Consider the following 14595-nt stretch of genomic DNA (forward strand, 5'->3'; position numbering starts at 1 on the left):
TCGCCGCGGGGTGGAGCAGTTCGGTAGCTCGCCGGGCTCATAACCCGGAGGTCGTAGGTTCAAATCCTGCCCCCGCTACGAGAGAAGGCCCCTTTCCCGGTTCTGCCGGGGGAGGGGCCTTCGCCATGCCCGCCGTCCTGCCGGCCGGCGCCGCGGCGCGCACCGTGCACGGGACGCGCCGGGCGTCCGCAGGACGACGGGGACGCTCTCCGGTCAGCGAGGCAGCGTGACGGACCCTTCGAGGTACCGCACGCACCGTCCGGACAGGTGGACGCGATCGTCCTGCAGACGGATGGCGACGGTTCCTCCGCGCGGGGACATCTGGCGGGCGGTCATCTCCCGCATCCCCAGACGCTCGGCCCACAGGGGAGCCAGCTGGCAATGGGCGGATCCCGTCACCGGGTCCTCGGGGACCCCGGCCCGGGCGCCGAACCAGCGCGAGACGAAGTCGAACCCGGTGCCCTCGCCGGGCGCGGTGACGGCGATGCCGCGCACCGGCAGCGACGCCAGGAACGTCAGGTCCGGTGCGAGGTCCCGGACGGTCCGGGCATCGGCGACGGTGCAGATCAGGTCGGTCGCACGGTGGGCGTCCACCACCTCGACCCCGAGCGCCCGCGCGATCGCGGGATCCACCTCGACCGGCTCGGGCGTCTCGGCCGGGAAGTCCATCGTGAGCAGGCCCTCCGCCGAGCGGCTGACCGCGAGCCAGCCGCTGCGGGAGGAGAACTGGAGCAGCCCGGCCCCGGGGTGCACGTCCTCGAACAGGTAGGAGGACGCCGCCAGGGTGGCGTGCCCGCACAGGTCGACCTCGGTCGCGGGGGTGAACCAGCGCAGATCGTAGGCGGGCACCGACGGGTCGGGGGCGTCCTCGGGATCGCGGTCGACCAGGAACGCCGTCTCGGAGAGGTTGTTCTCGAGGGCCAGGCGCTGGAGGAGCTCGTCCGGGAGCCAGCGCTCCAGCGGCATCACCGCCGCGGGATTGCCCTCGAAGAGGCTCTCGGCGAATGCATCGATCTGGACCAGCGGGATGATCACGACAACCTCTCGACGAACGGGCGCGGCGGGGTCAGCCTAGCGCCGCCCGAGGCCGCCCCGCGTGCGGCCGACCTGCATCGCGGGGCCGGCGGGCACGTCGTCCCGGGACGGCGTGGGGTGGGCCACGTTCCCGGGATAGCGGCTGGACCAGGCAGGATGGAGGCCGTATAGTTGAGAGAGTCGCCGCGGGGTGGAGCAGTTCGGTAGCTCGCCGGGCTCATAACCCGGAGGTCGTAGGTTCAAATCCTGCCCCCGCTACGAGAGAAGGCCCCTTTCCTGGTTCTGCCGGGGGAGGGGCCTTTCGCCATGCCGGGCGGAGGGCGTGGAAGACTGGGGCCACCGCGCCCCGCCCACGATCGCCCGCCCGCCAGGAGGCATGCATGGCCACCCAGCACCCGGAGCTCACCGCTCGCCTGACCGCGTTCATCGAGCGCCAGCCGATGTTCTTCGTGGCCACGGCCGCGCGCGACGGGAGGGTGAACGTCTCCCCGAAGGGTCTGGACTCCTTCCGCGTCCTGAGCCCGACCCAGGTCATGTTCCTCAACGGCACCGGCAGCGGCAACGAGACGGCCGCGCACCTGCTGGACACGCCGCGGATGACCGTCATGTTCTGCTCCTACGAGCGGGAGCCGCTGATCCTGCGCCTGTACGGCACCGCCCGCGCCGTCCACCCCGGCGACCCGGACTGGGAGGAGCGCTGCTCCGCCTTCCCGCCGATGCGCGGAGCCCGGAACATCTTCGTGCTGGACATCGACCTGGTGCAGACGTCCTGCGGGTACGGCGTGCCGCTCATGGAGTTCGGCGCGCAGCGCGAGCTCATGGACTCCTGGGCCGCGAAGAAGGGCGAGGAGGGGATCCACCGGTACTGGGCGGAGAAGAACCTCGAGAGCATCGACGGCTTCCCGACGGGCCTTCCTCTTCCCTGACCTCGCCGCGGCCCCGGCCGGCAGGGGCCCGGGCCCCTGCCCCGCGCCGGAATCGCGTCGCGCGCGGTGCGCGATTCTGCTTGGATCCTGTCATGAGCACAGAAGCCCCCGCGCAGCGCACCCTCCTGTTCATCGGCGACTCGATCACGGACTGCGGGCGGAGGGAGGATCCCGAGGGCATCGGCTTCGGCTACGTCCGCCTGCTGGCCGAGCACTTCGCCGCCTACGAGCCCGCCGCCCGGATCGTGAACACCGGCATCGGCGGGAACCGGGGGGTGGACCTGCGCGCCCGCTTCGCCGAGGACTGCCTGGACCACGATCCGGACGTCGTCACCGTCTACGTGGGCGTCAACGACACCTGGCGGCGCTACGACCAGGGCGATCCGACGGAGGACGACGCCTTCGAGGCCGACTACCGCTACCTGCTCGACCAGCTCTCCGCCACCCGGCCGGACCGGCCGGTCGTGCTGATCATCCCCTTCGTCACGGACATCGACGAGGACAAGGCCCGCTTCCACGAGGACCTGGACGGCAAGGTCGAGCGGATCCGGCGCCTGGCCCGCGAGTTCGGCGCTCGCGTCGTGGACCTCGAGAAGGTCATGGCCGATGCGCTGTCCCGCGGGCACACGCCGGCCTCCCTCGCCCCCGACGGCGTGCATCCCAGCACCGCGGGCCACCGGCTCATCGCCGACGCCTGGCTCGAGGCCTTCCGCCGCTGAGACCGGGGCCGGCGAGCGGACCGCTCAGCCCAGCGGGCCGCTCACGTCCAGGGAGAGGAACCCGCGGCGGAACCGGCGGCGATCCAGCACCAGCAGCTCGTCGGGCCGCCAGGGATTGCGAAGGTGCACGTGGCCGGTCGCGGCATCGGCGCCGACGACGGCCATCACGTGGTTGGCGGGCAGGGGCCCGTGAGGGCTGCGCACCAGCGGGCTGAGCGGGTGGGTCGAGGCGAGGACCGCGCGGCCCTCGCCCAGCAGGGTCGAGATCCGGGCGGATCCGGGCAGCAGCAGGTGCATGCGCAGGCGGGTTCCGGTCAGGGCCCGCAGGCCGTACCGGCCGAGGCCCCGGGCGAGGAACCCGTAGGACCCGGCGAGATGGGCGGCGAGGGCCTTCTCGATCAGGCCCGGCCAGCCGGGGCCGGAGCCGGACTGGGTGGCATAGACCCAGCGGCCGGCGGCGTCCACGGGCATCCGCCGGTCCACGACGACCTCGCCGGCCGGCAGCACGACCCGGTAGGTGCCGTCGCCGACGGGCCGCAGCGCGGCGGCGATCCGGTCCGGCGCCTGCTCGTGCACGGCCAGCAGCGCGGCGATCACCCAGCAGTCGCCGAGCCGTCCCTGCCGCGGCCGCGCGGCGAGGTCGATCCGCGTGGCGTCCTCCCGGACCCCCTGGGCGTGCGGGCCCGGCCCGGGCATCGCCGCGGCGGTGCCCGGGCCGGCCGGGGCGTGCCCTCGCAGCGCCTGCACGAGGCTGCGCAGACGACGGCGCCACGGCACCCGCCCCGGAGGGCGGGCGCCGTGGCGCGGGGTCATCGTCGCGGGCGACGGGTCCGGACGGGAGGCGTCAGTGCGCCGCCGCCGGGACCGCCTTCTGGCCGACGGTCTCCAGGACCTGCTGGAACCAGGGCTGGCTCACGTCGAAGGCCTTGTGGCCGGCGATCCGCTCGAACTCGATCGCGCGCAGCACGTCGCCGCGCTCCTCGTCGTGGCCGATCACGCCGGTGCCGCCCTCGAGGGCGACCTGCACGGCGAGGTCCGTCATCGACTTGATCAGACGCAGGTCGTAGGCGTTGGCCTTCGCGGAGCGGGCGAAGTAGCCGGACTTCTGGACCATGACCTTCTCGGCGCCCAGCTTCTCCGAGAACTGCTTGGCGAACCACTGGCCGGGGTTGATGGTGTCCAGCTTGACGTGGCCGAAGGGGTCCTTCTCCGGCTCCTCGCCGCGGGCCTGCATCTCGGCGACGATCTCGGGGATCCCCGCGCCCTCGGACAGGAAGATGTTCACGCAGCCCGTCTCGTCCATGACCTTCTTCAGACGCTCGGCCTCGCCGTCGATGTCCAGCGCGAGCTCCGGGAGGAACACGGCGTGGACGTCCCAGCGGTCGCCGGAGAGGCCGATCTCGGGCAGCCAGTCCTGCTTCGCGTGCCACTCCTGGTAGGCGCGGGCGGCCTCGGCGGTGAGGTACCCGCAGGCGCGGCCCATGATCTCGTGGATGATCAGCATGCGCGGGTTGGACCCGTGCTCGGCGATGACGTTCTGGGCGAAGAGGCTGGTCTGCTCGGCGGCGGTCTTCGCGCCGAGGGACTGGCGCACCGGGACGATGTCGTTGTCGATCGTCTTGGGCAGGCCGACGACCTGGAGCGGGTAGTCGTTGTCCTGCAGGTACTTCGCGAGGTCCGCGGCGGTGGTGTTGGTGTCGTCGCCGCCGATGGTGTGCAGGACGTCCACGTCGTCGGCCTTGAGTTTGTTCGCGGCGACCTCGAGGGCGTTCTCGCCCTCCTGGATGAGGCCGCGCTTGACCAGGTCCTTGGTGTTGGTGAGCTTCACGCGGGAGTTGCCGATCGGCGAGCCGCCGAACTCGTGCAGCACCGCGGCCTTCGCCCGGACGGTCTCGTCCACGACGATCTTCTCCCCGGAGAGCAGGCCCCAGTAGCCGTGCTTGTACGCGATGATCTCGACGTCGGGGACGAGCTCGGTGTAGCGCTCGATGAGCCCGCCCACGGCGGAGGACAGGCACGGGGCATAGCCCCCGGCGGTGAGCAGTGCGACGCGCTTGACGGTCATGGGGCAGGTCCTCCATGGGTTCCGGGGGCGTGAGCGCAGGCGAGATCGCCCGCGCTCGAGGTCGCCCTCATGGTAGCCGCTGCCGTCCCCGAGCCGTCCCCGCGGTCTCCTCCGCGGACGCGCCCGCGGGCCGCGAGGACGCGCGCAGGCGATGGGGTCGTCCTCGCGCTCCTGCGTCCCGGTCCTCCGCGGTCGGGGTCAGGCCCTCCGCGCCCGGGGTCAGGACCGGGCGGCCTCGCCCGGAGCCGGGGCGGACAGCGCCGCGAGGACCTGCTCGTGCAGGTGCCCGTTGGTCGCCAGCGCGTTGCCGCCGAAGGGCCCGTCGGCCCCGTCGAGGGAGGTGAAGCGGCCTCCCGCCTCGGTGACGATGGGCGCCAGGGCGACCATGTCGTGCAGCTTCAGCTCGGGCTCCGTGGCGACGTCGACGGCGCCCTCGGCCAGCAGCATGTACGACCAGAAGTCGCCGTAGGCGCGGGTGCGCCAGAAGCGCTGCATGAGGTTGAGCATCTCGCGCAGGCGGCCGGTCTCGGCCCAGCCGTCCAGCGCGCTGTAGGACAGGGAGGCGTCCTCGAGCTCGTCGACCTGCGAGACGCGCAGGGCGCTCGCGGAGCTCAGCCGCGTGCCCGCCCAGGCCCCGGCGCCTGCGGCGGCCCACCAGCGGCGCGACAGGGCGGGGGCGGAGACCAGGCCCATCACCACCTCGCCGTCCTCGATGAGGCCGATCAGCGTCGCCCACACCGGCACGCCGCGCACGAAGTTGGCGGTCCCGTCGATGGGGTCGACGACCCACTGCCGCGCCGCGGTCCCGGTGCTGCCGAACTCCTCGCCGATCACCTGGTCGCGCGAGCGGGACCGGGCCAGCTGGGAGCGCACCAGCTGCTCGGCGTCGCGGTCGGCGTCGGTGACCTCGGTGAGGTCCGGCTTGGTCTCGACCACGAGGTCCTGCGCCTTGAAGCGGGACATGGTCAGCTGGTCCACGGCGTCCGCGAGCACATGGGCGAGGCGGAGGTCATCGGCGAATCGGGTCGACATGGCCCCTACTGTACGGAACGGTTCACAGGTCCCAGGGATCATTGCGCCGCAGCGCGGTCGCCAGGCGCCGGTAGGACTCCAGACGGCTGGGGCCGGCCGTCCCGGCCCTCCCGGCGGCGACGGCCGCGTCCAGCGAGCAGTCCGGGGCGTCCTCGAGATGGGTGCATCCCCGTGGGCACTCCTCGGCCAGCGGGGCCAGGTCCGCGAAGGCGTCCAGCAGATCCTCCGGGTCCACGTGCCCCAGGCCGAAGGACCGCACCCCGGGGGTGTCGATCAGCCAGCCGTCGTGGGAGGGCAGGCGCAGCGCCAGGGCGGAGGAGCTCGTGTGCCGCCCGCGGCCGGTGACGTCGTTGACCGCGCCGGTGGCCCGGTCCGCGCCGGGGACCAGGGCGTTGAGCAGGGTGGACTTGCCCACCCCGGAGTGCCCGATGAGCACGCTGATGCGTCCGTCGAGGTGCTCGCGCAGGGGGTCCAGCCCCGTGATGCCGCCGTCCTCGCGGCGGGAGGTGACCACGTGCTCCAGCCCGAGCGGCGCGTAGGTCTCCAGGAAGGGGGCGGGGGAGCGCAGGTCCGCCTTGGTGAGCACCAGCAGGGCGTCCACGCCCGCGACGTAGGCGGCGACCAGGCAGCGGTCGATCATCCCGCCGCGCGGCTCCGGATCCGCCAGGGCGGTCACCATCACCATCAGGTCGACGTTCGCGACCAGGGGACGCTCCGTGGCGTCGTCGTCGTCGGCGCTGCGCCGCAGGAACGAGGAGCGCTCCTCGATGCGGACGATCCGCGCGAGGGTGCCCTCACGGCCGGAGACGTCGCCGGCGAGGGCCACCACGTCCCCGGGCACGACCGGGCTGCGGCCCAGCTCCCGGGCCCGCATGGCGGTCACCGCCCGCTCCTGCGCACCGCCCTCGTCCACGACCGTGCGCCAGCGGCCGCGGTCCACCGCCACCACCCGCGCCGGGACGGCGTCGCGGTGGGCCGGACGGTCCTTCGTGCGGGGGCGCGAGCCGCGCCGGTTGGGGCGCACCCGCACATCGGATTCGTCCCAGTCCCGGGACCTGCGACCTACCATGTCCCGCCGGTGGGCGCATCGGTGTGCAGCATCGCCAGCCACATGCCCACGAAGTCGGGGAGGGTCTTCTGCGTCGTCTCGACGTTGCGCACCCGCAGGTCCGGGACGCGCAGGCCGATGACGGCGGCCGCGGTCGCCAGGCGGTGGTCCTCGTAGGTCTCGAAGACCTCGCCGTGCAGCGGGCCGGGATGGATCTCCAGGGAGTCCGGGTGCGCGATGGTGCGGGCCCCGATGTTCGTCAGCTCCGCCGCGAGCGCCTCGAGGCGGTCCGTCTCGTGCCCGCGCAGATGCCCGATGCCGCGCAGGTGGCTGGGGGAGTCGGCCAGCGCGGCGAGGGCCGCGATGGTCGGGGTGAGCTCGCCGACGGCCGAGAGGTCCGCGTCGATCCCGTGGATGGTCCCCGTCCCGCGGAGGCAGACCTCGTCCTCCTCGCGCCAGACCTCGCCGCCCATGCGCGAGAGCAGCTCGCGGTAGGCGTCGCCGGGCTGGGTGGTGGTCTCCGGCCAGCCCGCGACCGCGATCGTGCCGCCGGTGACCAGGGCGGCCGCGAGGAACGGGCCGGCGTTGGAGAGGTCCGGCTCGACGGTGACCTCGCCCAGGCGGATCGGGCCGTGGGGGACCGTCCACTCGTGCACCCCCTCGCCGAGCGGGCGGTGGCGGACCGTCACCCCGGCCTCGAGGAGCGTCTCGACGGTCATCTCGATGTGCGGCAGGGACGGCAGCGTGGCGCCGTCGTGCCGCAGCACGAGGTCCTCCTCGCAGCGCGGGGCCACCAGCAGCAGGTTGGAGACGAACTGGCTGGAGGCGGAGGCGTCGATCGTCAGCGGGCCGCCCGGCAGGGACCCCCTGCCGTGGACGGTGATCGGCAGATGGCCGGCCTCGCCGTGCTCGGTGACCTCGACGCCGAGCCCGCGCAGCGCGGCGATCACCGGGCCCATCGGCCGCACCAGAGCGGCCTCGTCGCCCGTGAACCGCACATCGCCGTGGCGCAGTGCCGCCAGCAGCGGGACGAAGCGCATCACCGTACCGGCCAGCCCCGTGTGGATCTCGATGGGCTCCTGGCGCTCCTCGGAGGCCGGGGGGATCGGATGCACCCGCAGCGCGCCGTCCTCCACGGTGAGCGAGGCGCCCAGCCGCTCCAGAGCGTCCCGCATGAGACGGGTGTCCCGGGAGACGAGCGCCCCGTGCAGGAGGGTGGGCTCCTCGGCGAGGGCCGCCAGGATCATCCAGCGGGCGGTGAGGGACTTCGATCCGGGCACGCTGATCAGCGCGTCCACGGGGCCGGTGGCGACCGGTGCGGTCCACAGGACGTCGGGCACGGAGACCGGCCTCAGGAGACGCGCTCGGCGAGCTGCGCGGCGCGGGCCTCGGCGCCGCGCCGTGCGGCGCCGGCGGCCTTCTCCAGCTCGCGCTTCTTCGCCTCGGCGTTCTTCTGGCTGCGCTCGAGGAAGCGCTCGGCCTGGTAGCGCAGGGAGGGGCGGCCGTCATGGTCGACCACCGCGAGCAGCACGCCGCCCAGCAGCCCGGCGTCGGTGACGATCGAGGACAGCTCCTGCATGCGCTCGGCGCCCTTGAGCTCCCAGACCCGCTTGCGGCCGGCCCAGCCGACGGTGGTCGTGGCCAGCAGCACCGCCGCCGCGAGGCGCGGGCTGCGGCCGGTGGCGTACAGGACGCCGGCCCCCGCGGCCACGGCGCCGGAGACCCGCAGGAGGTCCTTGACCTTCACGAGGTCCGGCACGGGGGTGGAGTGCAGCGTGCGGTCCGCGCTCTCGACCACGGAGCGGGGCAGCACCGCGGTCGCGCGCTCCGGGGTGATCGCGGTGCGGATGCCTTCGACGATGAAGGGGGCGGCGAGCAGGGGACGGGCGATGCGACGGACCAGCGACATGGTGACCTCACGTTCGGTGTTCGGGCGTGCTCGGCCCAGCAGGGGCCGATGTCCGCTCCAGCGTAGCGCGCCGGGCCGGGCCGCAGAGGCGCGGCCGAGCTGTGGGAACACCACGGGACCGGGCGGCGTTGCACCCTGGTGGACGGCGGTCGGGAGCTCCCGACCGGACGAAGCACGTGGACGGATCGGCCCGGGGCCGGGACGAGGAGCGCGAAGCACCATGACCATGCTGGCACCCCCGCGCCCGCAGGCCCGGTCCGAGGCGGCCGCACCGGCGTCCGCCGCCCGGGATGCGCAGGGCGTCCGTGGCGTACCGTGGTCCCCGATGATCCCGACAGACGCCGCCCCCGACACCGCAGCGGACTTCGACTTCGAGGCCGAGGCGCTGTCCCATCTGGATGCCCTCTACGGAGGCGCGCTGCGCATGACCCGCAAGCCCGAGGATGCGGAGGATCTGGTGCAGGAGACCTTCATGAAGGCCTTCCGCGCCCGCGACCGCTTCACCCCGGGCACGAACCTGCGCGCCTGGCTGTACCGCATCATGACCAACACGTACATCTCGTCCTACCGCCAGAAGCAGCGCCGGCCCAAGGAGGCCTGGACGGACGAGGTGCAGGACTGGCAGCTGGCCGACGTCGGCTCGCACACGAGCTCCGGGCTGCGCTCGGCGGAGACGGAGGCGCTGGACCACCTGCCGGACTCCGCCGTCAAGGAGGCGCTGCAGGAGCTGCGCGAGGACTACCGCATGGCCGTGTACTACGCCGATGTCGAGGGCTTCGCGTACAAGGAGATCGCCGAGATCATGGACACGCCCATCGGCACGGTGATGTCACGGCTGCATCGCGGGCGCCGGCAGCTGCGCGAGCTGCTGGGCGACTACGCGGTCCGCCACGGATACACGACGGGTGACGCGGTCCCCGCCCGGGAAGGGGAGAAGAAGTGAACGAGCGAGACGATCGCACCGGGCGGGATCCCCGCTTCGGCCTCGAGGAGGCGCTGGACGGCGAGCTGCCCCGCGAGACCGTGGTCCGGATGAGCCGCCACACCGAGGACTGCCCGGAGTGCGCCGATGAATGGGAGCGTCTGCGCCTGCTCAAGGAGCTGGTGCGGCGCAGCTGCCAGCAGGACGTCGCCCCGAGCAGCCTCCGCGAGCGGATCAGCATCGAGTGCCAGGACCTCGGCGTCACCCGCACCGAGGTGACCCGGACGGAGCAGGTCTCCGGGCCGGACGGCCAGATCACGCGGACCACCGTCACGCGCACCGTCCGCTTCGAGGGCGGGGCCGGCACCGCCTGAGCCCGTCCCGCGATCGCGGCAGGGACCGGCCGCGGCATCACCGGCCGGGATGCACGAAGGGCCGCCCCCGTCGCGGGGGCGGCCCTTCGTCACGTGCGCGTCCGGCCGGGGCCGGGAGGGCGCCGTCACGGATCAGGCGTTGGGGCGCTTGCCGTGGTTGGCGCCGCTCTTGCGACGGCTCTTGCGCTTGCGGCCACGCTTGCTCATCACGCTCTCCTTCCTATCCCAGGACAACCCCGCTATTGTGCCACACCGGCGGGCACGGGTCGCGGTGCCGTCTGTCGCACGCCGGCCCCGGGCCGCGGGGCACGGCGGGCGGGCCGGGTCAGCTGGTGCCGAGCCAGGTGCCGAAGCCGCCGTGCAGGACCAGCCACGCGATGAGGCCGTAGCCCGTCTGGCCGGGGCGGTCCCCGCCCCGGGCGAGATCGGCCGTCCACTGGTCGTGGCCCTCGAGGGCCGCGACGGTGTCGACGTAGGGGATCCGGCGACGGGCGCAGACGTCCTCGAAGGCGGCCGAGAGCTCCCGCACGCTGGCGGTGCGCCCCCGGTCCAGGCTGGGCGGGGGACCGACCACGAAGGCGGGCACGCGCATCCGCTCCAGGCCGTCGAGGATCTTGGCGAGGTTCAGGCGCGACCGGGCCAGGGAGATGCCGGCGGTGACGTCGGCGGCGCCCATCCCGATCACCACACGATGCTCGAGGAGGCCCTCGGCCTGGGCCTCGGCGTCCATCCGCTCCGTCACCGCGGTGTCCCAGCGCTCGGCCAGGGCGGCCGAGGTCTCGCCCGGCAGCGCGGAGACGAACAGCTCGATGCGTGCCGAGGGATCCTGCTCGCTGGCCACGGCGCGGCCGATCCAGCCCAGGGCGCGGGCATCGCCCGCTCCGGCCAGGAGCTCGTCGCCGAGGGCGATGACGCGGATGCGGGCCTGCTGTGCGGCAGCGGTCTGAGGGGGATGGTCCTCCACCAGGAGACCTCCTAGGTCGTGATGCGTCGGGAGCGGAGGGGTCGCTCACGCGGGGACCCGCGCGATGGCGCGGGTCCGGGCATGATGTCAGGCCTGGAAGGCGCGGTCCAGCAGGTCCTGCTGCTCGGCCTTGTGGCGCTTGGCGGATCCGGTGGCGGGGGAGGCCGAGGCCGGCCGGGCGACGACCCGCAGGGTGCGGCCCACCTGCACCGCGAAGTTCAGGGCCATGAAGGACCAGGCGCCCTGGTTCTCCGGCTCCTCCTGGACCCAGGTCAGCTCGGCGTCCGGGTACGCCGCGAGCACCTCGGTGAGCTGCTGCGCGGGCAGCGGGTAGATCTGCTCGATCCGCACGATCGCCACGTCCTGGATCCCGGACTTCTCGCGCTGGGCGATCAGGTCCCAGTACACCTTGCCGGAGGTCAGCAGCACCTTGCGCACGGCCGAGGGGTCCACGGAGGTGTCGGCGAGCACGGGCTCGAAGGTGCCGGAGGTGAAGTCCTCGACGGAGCTCACCGCCGCCTTGTTGCGCAGCATCGACTTCGGGGTGAAGACGATCAGCGGCTTGCGCGGCTCGGCGAGGGCCTGGCGGCGCAGGAGGTGGAAGTAGCTCGCCGGGGTCGAGGGGACGGCCACGCGCAGGTTCTCCTCGGCGCACAGCTGCAGGAAGCGCTCGATCCGTGCCGAGGAGTGGTCCGGCCCCTGGCCCTCGTAGCCGTGGGGCAGGAGCATGACCACCGAGGAGTTCTGGGCCCACTTCTGCTCGGAGGCGGAGATGAACTCGTCGATGATCGTCTGCGCGCCGTTGACGAAGTCGCCGAACTGGGCCTCCCACAGCACGAGCGAGGCCGGGCTCTCCACGGAGTAGCCGTACTCGAAGCCCAGCGCCGCGAACTCGGAGAGGGAGGAGTCGTAGACGTTGAAGCGGGCCTGGTCCTCGGAGAGGTGGGCCAGCGGGGTCCACACGTCCTGCGTCTCGTGGTCGATGAAGACGGCGTGGCGCTGCACGAAGGTGCCGCGGCGGGAGTCCTGGCCCGCCAGGCGCACGCGGTGGCCCTGCATGAGCAGGGAGCCGAAGGCGATCAGCTCGCCGAAGCTCCAGTCGATGCGGCCCTCGCGGGACATCTCCTCGCGCTTGGCGGCGAGCTGCCCGAGCTTGGGGTGCAGGGTGAAGGAGGGCGGGAACTCGGCGTGGGCGGCGCCGACGCGCTCGACCACGGACCGCTCCACGGCCGTCTGCGCGCTGCCGTCGCCCTGCGCGGTGCCCTGCTGCGCCTGCGGCAGGTCCAGGCCCTGCACGCTCTGGGACGGATCCGCGTCGGAGACCGCGCGCGCCTGCGCGAACGCCTGGTCCAGGTGCGCCTGGAAGTTGCGGAAGACGTCCTCGGTCTCGTCCTTGGTGAGGTCGCCGCGCTCGATCAGCGCCTCGGTGTACTGCTTGCGCACCGTCGCCTTCTTCTCGATGAGGGCGGCCATCTGGGGCTGCGTCATCGAGGGGTCGTCGCCCTCGTTGTGGCCGCGGCGGCGGTAGCAGACCATGTCGATCACGACGTCGCGGTGGAACTTCTGGCGGTAGGCGAAGGCGATCTCGGCGACCCGCACGCAGGCCTCCGGATCGTCGCCGTTGACGTGGAAGATCGCCAGCTGCGTGGACTTCGCGACGTCCGAGCAGTAGTACGAGGAGCGCGAGGAGTCCGGCTCGGTGGTGAAGCCGATCTGGTTGTTGATGATCACGTGGATCGTGCCGCCGGTGCGGTAGCCGCGCAGCTCCGAGAGGTTCAGGGTCTCCGTGACCACGCCCTGGCCGGCGAAGGCCGCGTCGCCGTGGATGAGGATCGGCAGGACGGGGAAGTCGTTGCCGCGCTCGAGCTTGTCCTGCTTCGCGCGGACGATGCCCTCGAGCACGGGGTTGACGGCCTCCAGGTGGGAGGGGTTCGCGGCGAGGTAGACCTTGGTGGTCTCGCCGTCGTCGGCGGTGTAGGTGCCCTCGGTGCCCAGGTGGTACTTGACGTCGCCGGAGCCCATCGCGCCCGGGCCGACGGCGCCCTCGAACTCCTGGAAGATCTGGCCGAAGCTCTTGCCGGCCAGGTTCGACAGCACGTTCAGACGGCCGCGGTGGGCCATGCCGATGCAGACCTCGGCGACGTCGTGGTGGGCGGAGTCGGAGAGGATCGAATCCAGCAGGGGGATGACCGACTCGCCGCCCTCGAGGGAGAAGCGCTTCTGGCCCACGAACTTCGTCTGCAGGAAGGTCTCGAACGCCTCGGCGGCGTTGAGGCGGTCCATGACGTGCGTGACCTGCTCCTTGGTGAGCTTGGGCCGCGGGATCTCGAACTGGTCCTGCAGCCAGGCCCGCTCCTCCGGGTCCGCGATGTGCATGTACTCCACGCCGATCGAGCGGCAGTAGGCGTCGCGCAGCATCCCCAGGATGTCGCGCAGCGTCGCCTCCTGCGTCCCGCCGAGGCCGCGGGTGGGGAAGGTGCGGTCCAGGTCCCACAGCGTCAGGCCGTAGGTCTGCACGTCCAGGTCCGGGTGGGTGCGCACCTTGTACTGCAGCGGATCGATGTCCGCCATCAGGTGGCCCCGCACGCGGTAGGCGTGGATCAGGTCCATCACATGGGCGAACTTCTCCTCCTGGGTGTCCTCCAGGGGGTTGTCCGCCACCCAGCGGACGGGCTCGTAGGGGATCCGCAGCGAGGCGAAGACCCGGTCGTAGAAGCCCTCCTTGCCCAGCAGCTTGTCGGAGATCTTCTTGAGGAACTCGCCGGAGGCGGCCCCCTGGATGATGCGGTGGTCGTAGGTGGACGTCAGCGTCATCACCTTGGAGACGGCCAGCTGCGCGAGGGTCGCGGCGCTCGCACCCTGGAACTGGGCGGGGTAGTCCATCGCGCCGACGCCGACGATGCATCCCTGCCCGGCCATCAGACGCGGGATCGAGTGGACCGTGCCGATCCCGCCGGGGTTGGTCAGCGAGACCGTCGTGCCGGTGAAGTCCTCCATGGTCAGCTTGTTCGCGCGGGCCTTGCGGACGATCTCCTCGTACGCCGCCCAGAAGCCGCGGAAGTCCAGGCGCTGCGCGCCCTTGATGGAGGGGACCACCAGGCCGCGCGAGCCGTCGGGACGCGGCATGTCGATGGCGAGGCCGAAGTTCACGTCCTCCCGGCGCAGCATGACCGGCTTGCCCTTGTCGTCGACGTCGAAGCCGTTGTTCATGTCGGGCAGCTCGCGGATCGCCTCGATCATCGCCCAGCCGATCAGGTGGGTGAAGGAGACCTTGCCCGCGCGATTGCGCTTGAGGTGGTTGTTGATGACGATGCGGTTGTCGAACAGGAGCTTGACGGGCACGTCGCGCACGGAGGTCGCGGTGGGCACCGTGAGGGACTCGTCCATGTTCCGCACGACGGCGGCCGCAGGGCCGCGGAGCTTGACGACCTCGGGCTCGCTCAGCTCGACGACGGGGATCTGCGCGGTGGTCGTGGGGGCCTTCGCGGGGCGGTCGGAGGTGTTGGAGACCGTCGGGGCGGGCGTGGAGTTCACGGACTCGGATTCCTTTGCGGGGGCGGACGCGGCGGGAGCGGCGGCGGTGGGGGCGGCCGGGGAGGGG

General features: G+C 72.6%; 14 protein-coding genes and 2 tRNA genes. 6 read left to right on the forward strand and 10 right to left on the reverse strand.

Features of this window, described 5'->3' with window-relative positions; translation table 11 throughout:
* Window positions 1-4: 4 nt before the first annotated feature.
* Window positions 5-78, forward strand: a tRNA-Met gene (locus BF93_RS17525).
* A 135-nt stretch (window positions 79-213) separates the two neighbouring features.
* Here BF93_RS17525 and BF93_RS17530 read toward each other — a convergent pair.
* Complete coding sequence (locus BF93_RS17530; protein WP_038374426.1) at window positions 214-1035, reverse strand: PhzF family phenazine biosynthesis protein; 822 nt, start codon at window positions 1033-1035, stop codon at window positions 214-216.
* 184 nt (window positions 1036-1219) lie between these two features.
* Here BF93_RS17530 and BF93_RS17535 point away from each other — a divergent pair.
* The 3 genes from BF93_RS17535 (at window position 1220) to BF93_RS17545 (ending at window position 2680) form a co-directional block, all read left to right on the forward strand.
* Window positions 1220-1293: transfer RNA gene (locus BF93_RS17535), tRNA-Met, on the forward strand.
* Window positions 1294-1415: 122 nt separating this feature from the next.
* Entirely contained in the window at window positions 1416-1961 is a 546-nt protein-coding gene (locus BF93_RS17540) for a pyridoxamine 5'-phosphate oxidase family protein (protein WP_038374427.1), read from the forward strand.
* Window positions 1962-2053: 92 nt separating this feature from the next.
* A complete protein-coding gene (locus tag BF93_RS17545; protein WP_038374429.1) occupies window positions 2054-2680 on the forward strand; it encodes an SGNH/GDSL hydrolase family protein in 627 nt (208 codons plus the stop codon).
* 24 nt (window positions 2681-2704) lie between these two features.
* Here BF93_RS17545 and BF93_RS17550 read toward each other — a convergent pair whose 3' ends face one another.
* From BF93_RS17550 to BF93_RS17575, 6 genes are all read right to left on the reverse strand, one after another.
* Window positions 2705-3493: a C2 family cysteine protease gene (locus BF93_RS17550; RefSeq protein WP_051487160.1), complete on the reverse strand. Its 789-nt coding sequence runs from the start codon at window positions 3491-3493 to the stop codon at window positions 2705-2707.
* 31 nt (window positions 3494-3524) lie between these two features.
* Window positions 3525-4745 carry a pyrophosphate--fructose-6-phosphate 1-phosphotransferase gene (locus BF93_RS17555; RefSeq protein ID WP_038374431.1) on the reverse strand — a complete coding sequence of 407 codons (1221 nt, stop codon included), beginning with the start codon at window positions 4743-4745 and terminating at the stop codon, window positions 3525-3527.
* A gap of 219 nt (window positions 4746-4964) precedes the next feature.
* Window positions 4965-5777, reverse strand: coding sequence for a histidinol-phosphatase (hisN, locus tag BF93_RS17560; protein ID WP_038374432.1), 813 nt, complete (start codon window positions 5775-5777; stop codon window positions 4965-4967).
* 22 nt (window positions 5778-5799) lie between these two features.
* Window positions 5800-6846 (reverse strand): ribosome small subunit-dependent GTPase A, encoded by a 1047-nt coding sequence (gene rsgA / locus BF93_RS17565; RefSeq protein ID WP_038374433.1) that lies wholly within the window; start codon window positions 6844-6846, stop codon window positions 5800-5802.
* Entirely contained in the window at window positions 6840-8165 is a 1326-nt protein-coding gene (gene aroA / locus BF93_RS17570) for a 3-phosphoshikimate 1-carboxyvinyltransferase (RefSeq protein ID WP_038374434.1), read from the reverse strand. The genes rsgA and aroA overlap by 7 nt, the downstream gene beginning before the upstream one ends.
* Window positions 8166-8176: 11 nt before the next feature.
* Complete coding sequence (locus BF93_RS17575) at window positions 8177-8734, reverse strand: DoxX family protein (protein WP_038374435.1); 558 nt, start codon at window positions 8732-8734, stop codon at window positions 8177-8179.
* A 325-nt stretch (window positions 8735-9059) separates the two neighbouring features.
* On the opposite strand from BF93_RS17575, the gene BF93_RS17580 reads away from it, so the two are divergent.
* Both BF93_RS17580 and BF93_RS17585 read left to right on the forward strand, forming a co-directional pair.
* Window positions 9060-9677 carry a sigma-70 family RNA polymerase sigma factor gene (locus tag BF93_RS17580; protein ID WP_038374462.1) on the forward strand — a complete coding sequence of 206 codons (618 nt, stop codon included), beginning with the start codon at window positions 9060-9062 and terminating at the stop codon, window positions 9675-9677.
* Entirely contained in the window at window positions 9674-10030 is a 357-nt protein-coding gene (locus BF93_RS17585; RefSeq protein ID WP_051487161.1) for a zf-HC2 domain-containing protein, read from the forward strand. Before BF93_RS17580 ends, BF93_RS17585 begins: the two co-directional genes overlap by 4 nt.
* Window positions 10031-10162: 132 nt before the next feature.
* Here BF93_RS17585 and BF93_RS20315 read toward each other — a convergent pair whose 3' ends face one another.
* The 3 genes from BF93_RS20315 to BF93_RS17595 all read right to left on the reverse strand — a co-directional run.
* Window positions 10163-10237 carry a 50S ribosomal protein bL37 gene (locus BF93_RS20315; protein WP_370297284.1) on the reverse strand — a complete coding sequence of 25 codons (75 nt, stop codon included), beginning with the start codon at window positions 10235-10237 and terminating at the stop codon, window positions 10163-10165.
* A 118-nt stretch (window positions 10238-10355) separates the two neighbouring features.
* The gene (locus BF93_RS17590; RefSeq protein ID WP_051487162.1) at window positions 10356-10994 is read right to left on the reverse strand and encodes a GDSL-type esterase/lipase family protein; all 639 of its coding nucleotides are present in this window, start codon (window positions 10992-10994) and stop codon (window positions 10356-10358) included.
* An 87-nt stretch (window positions 10995-11081) separates the two neighbouring features.
* Window positions 11082-14595, reverse strand: a 3514-nt coding sequence (locus BF93_RS17595) for a multifunctional oxoglutarate decarboxylase/oxoglutarate dehydrogenase thiamine pyrophosphate-binding subunit/dihydrolipoyllysine-residue succinyltransferase subunit (protein ID WP_038374467.1), incomplete at its 5' end; no start/stop codon positions are given.

The sequence above is a fragment of the Brachybacterium phenoliresistens genome, from assembly GCF_000576425.1.
GTDB lineage: Bacteria > Actinomycetota > Actinomycetes > Actinomycetales > Dermabacteraceae > Brachybacterium > Brachybacterium phenoliresistens.

Bases quoted from the DNA above. Each gene is read 5' to 3' on its own strand.
- BF93_RS17540 (WP_038374427.1), top strand. From the start codon at position 1,416: ATGGCCACCCAGCACCCGGAGCTCACCGCTCGCCTGACCGCGTTCATC.
- BF93_RS17545 (WP_038374429.1), top strand. From the start codon at position 2,054: ATGAGCACAGAAGCCCCCGCGCAGCGCACCCTCCTGTTCATCGGCGAC.
- BF93_RS17550 (WP_051487160.1), bottom strand. From the start codon at position 3,493: ATGACCCCGCGCCACGGCGCCCGCCCTCCGGGGCGGGTGCCGTGGCGC.
- BF93_RS17555 (WP_038374431.1), bottom strand. From the start codon at position 4,745: ATGACCGTCAAGCGCGTCGCACTGCTCACCGCCGGGGGCTATGCCCCG.
- hisN (WP_038374432.1), bottom strand. From the start codon at position 5,777: ATGTCGACCCGATTCGCCGATGACCTCCGCCTCGCCCATGTGCTCGCG.
- rsgA (WP_038374433.1), bottom strand. From the start codon at position 6,846: ATGGTAGGTCGCAGGTCCCGGGACTGGGACGAATCCGATGTGCGGGTG.
- BF93_RS17575 (WP_038374435.1), bottom strand. From the start codon at position 8,734: ATGTCGCTGGTCCGTCGCATCGCCCGTCCCCTGCTCGCCGCCCCCTTC.
- BF93_RS17580 (WP_038374462.1), top strand. From the start codon at position 9,060: ATGATCCCGACAGACGCCGCCCCCGACACCGCAGCGGACTTCGACTTC.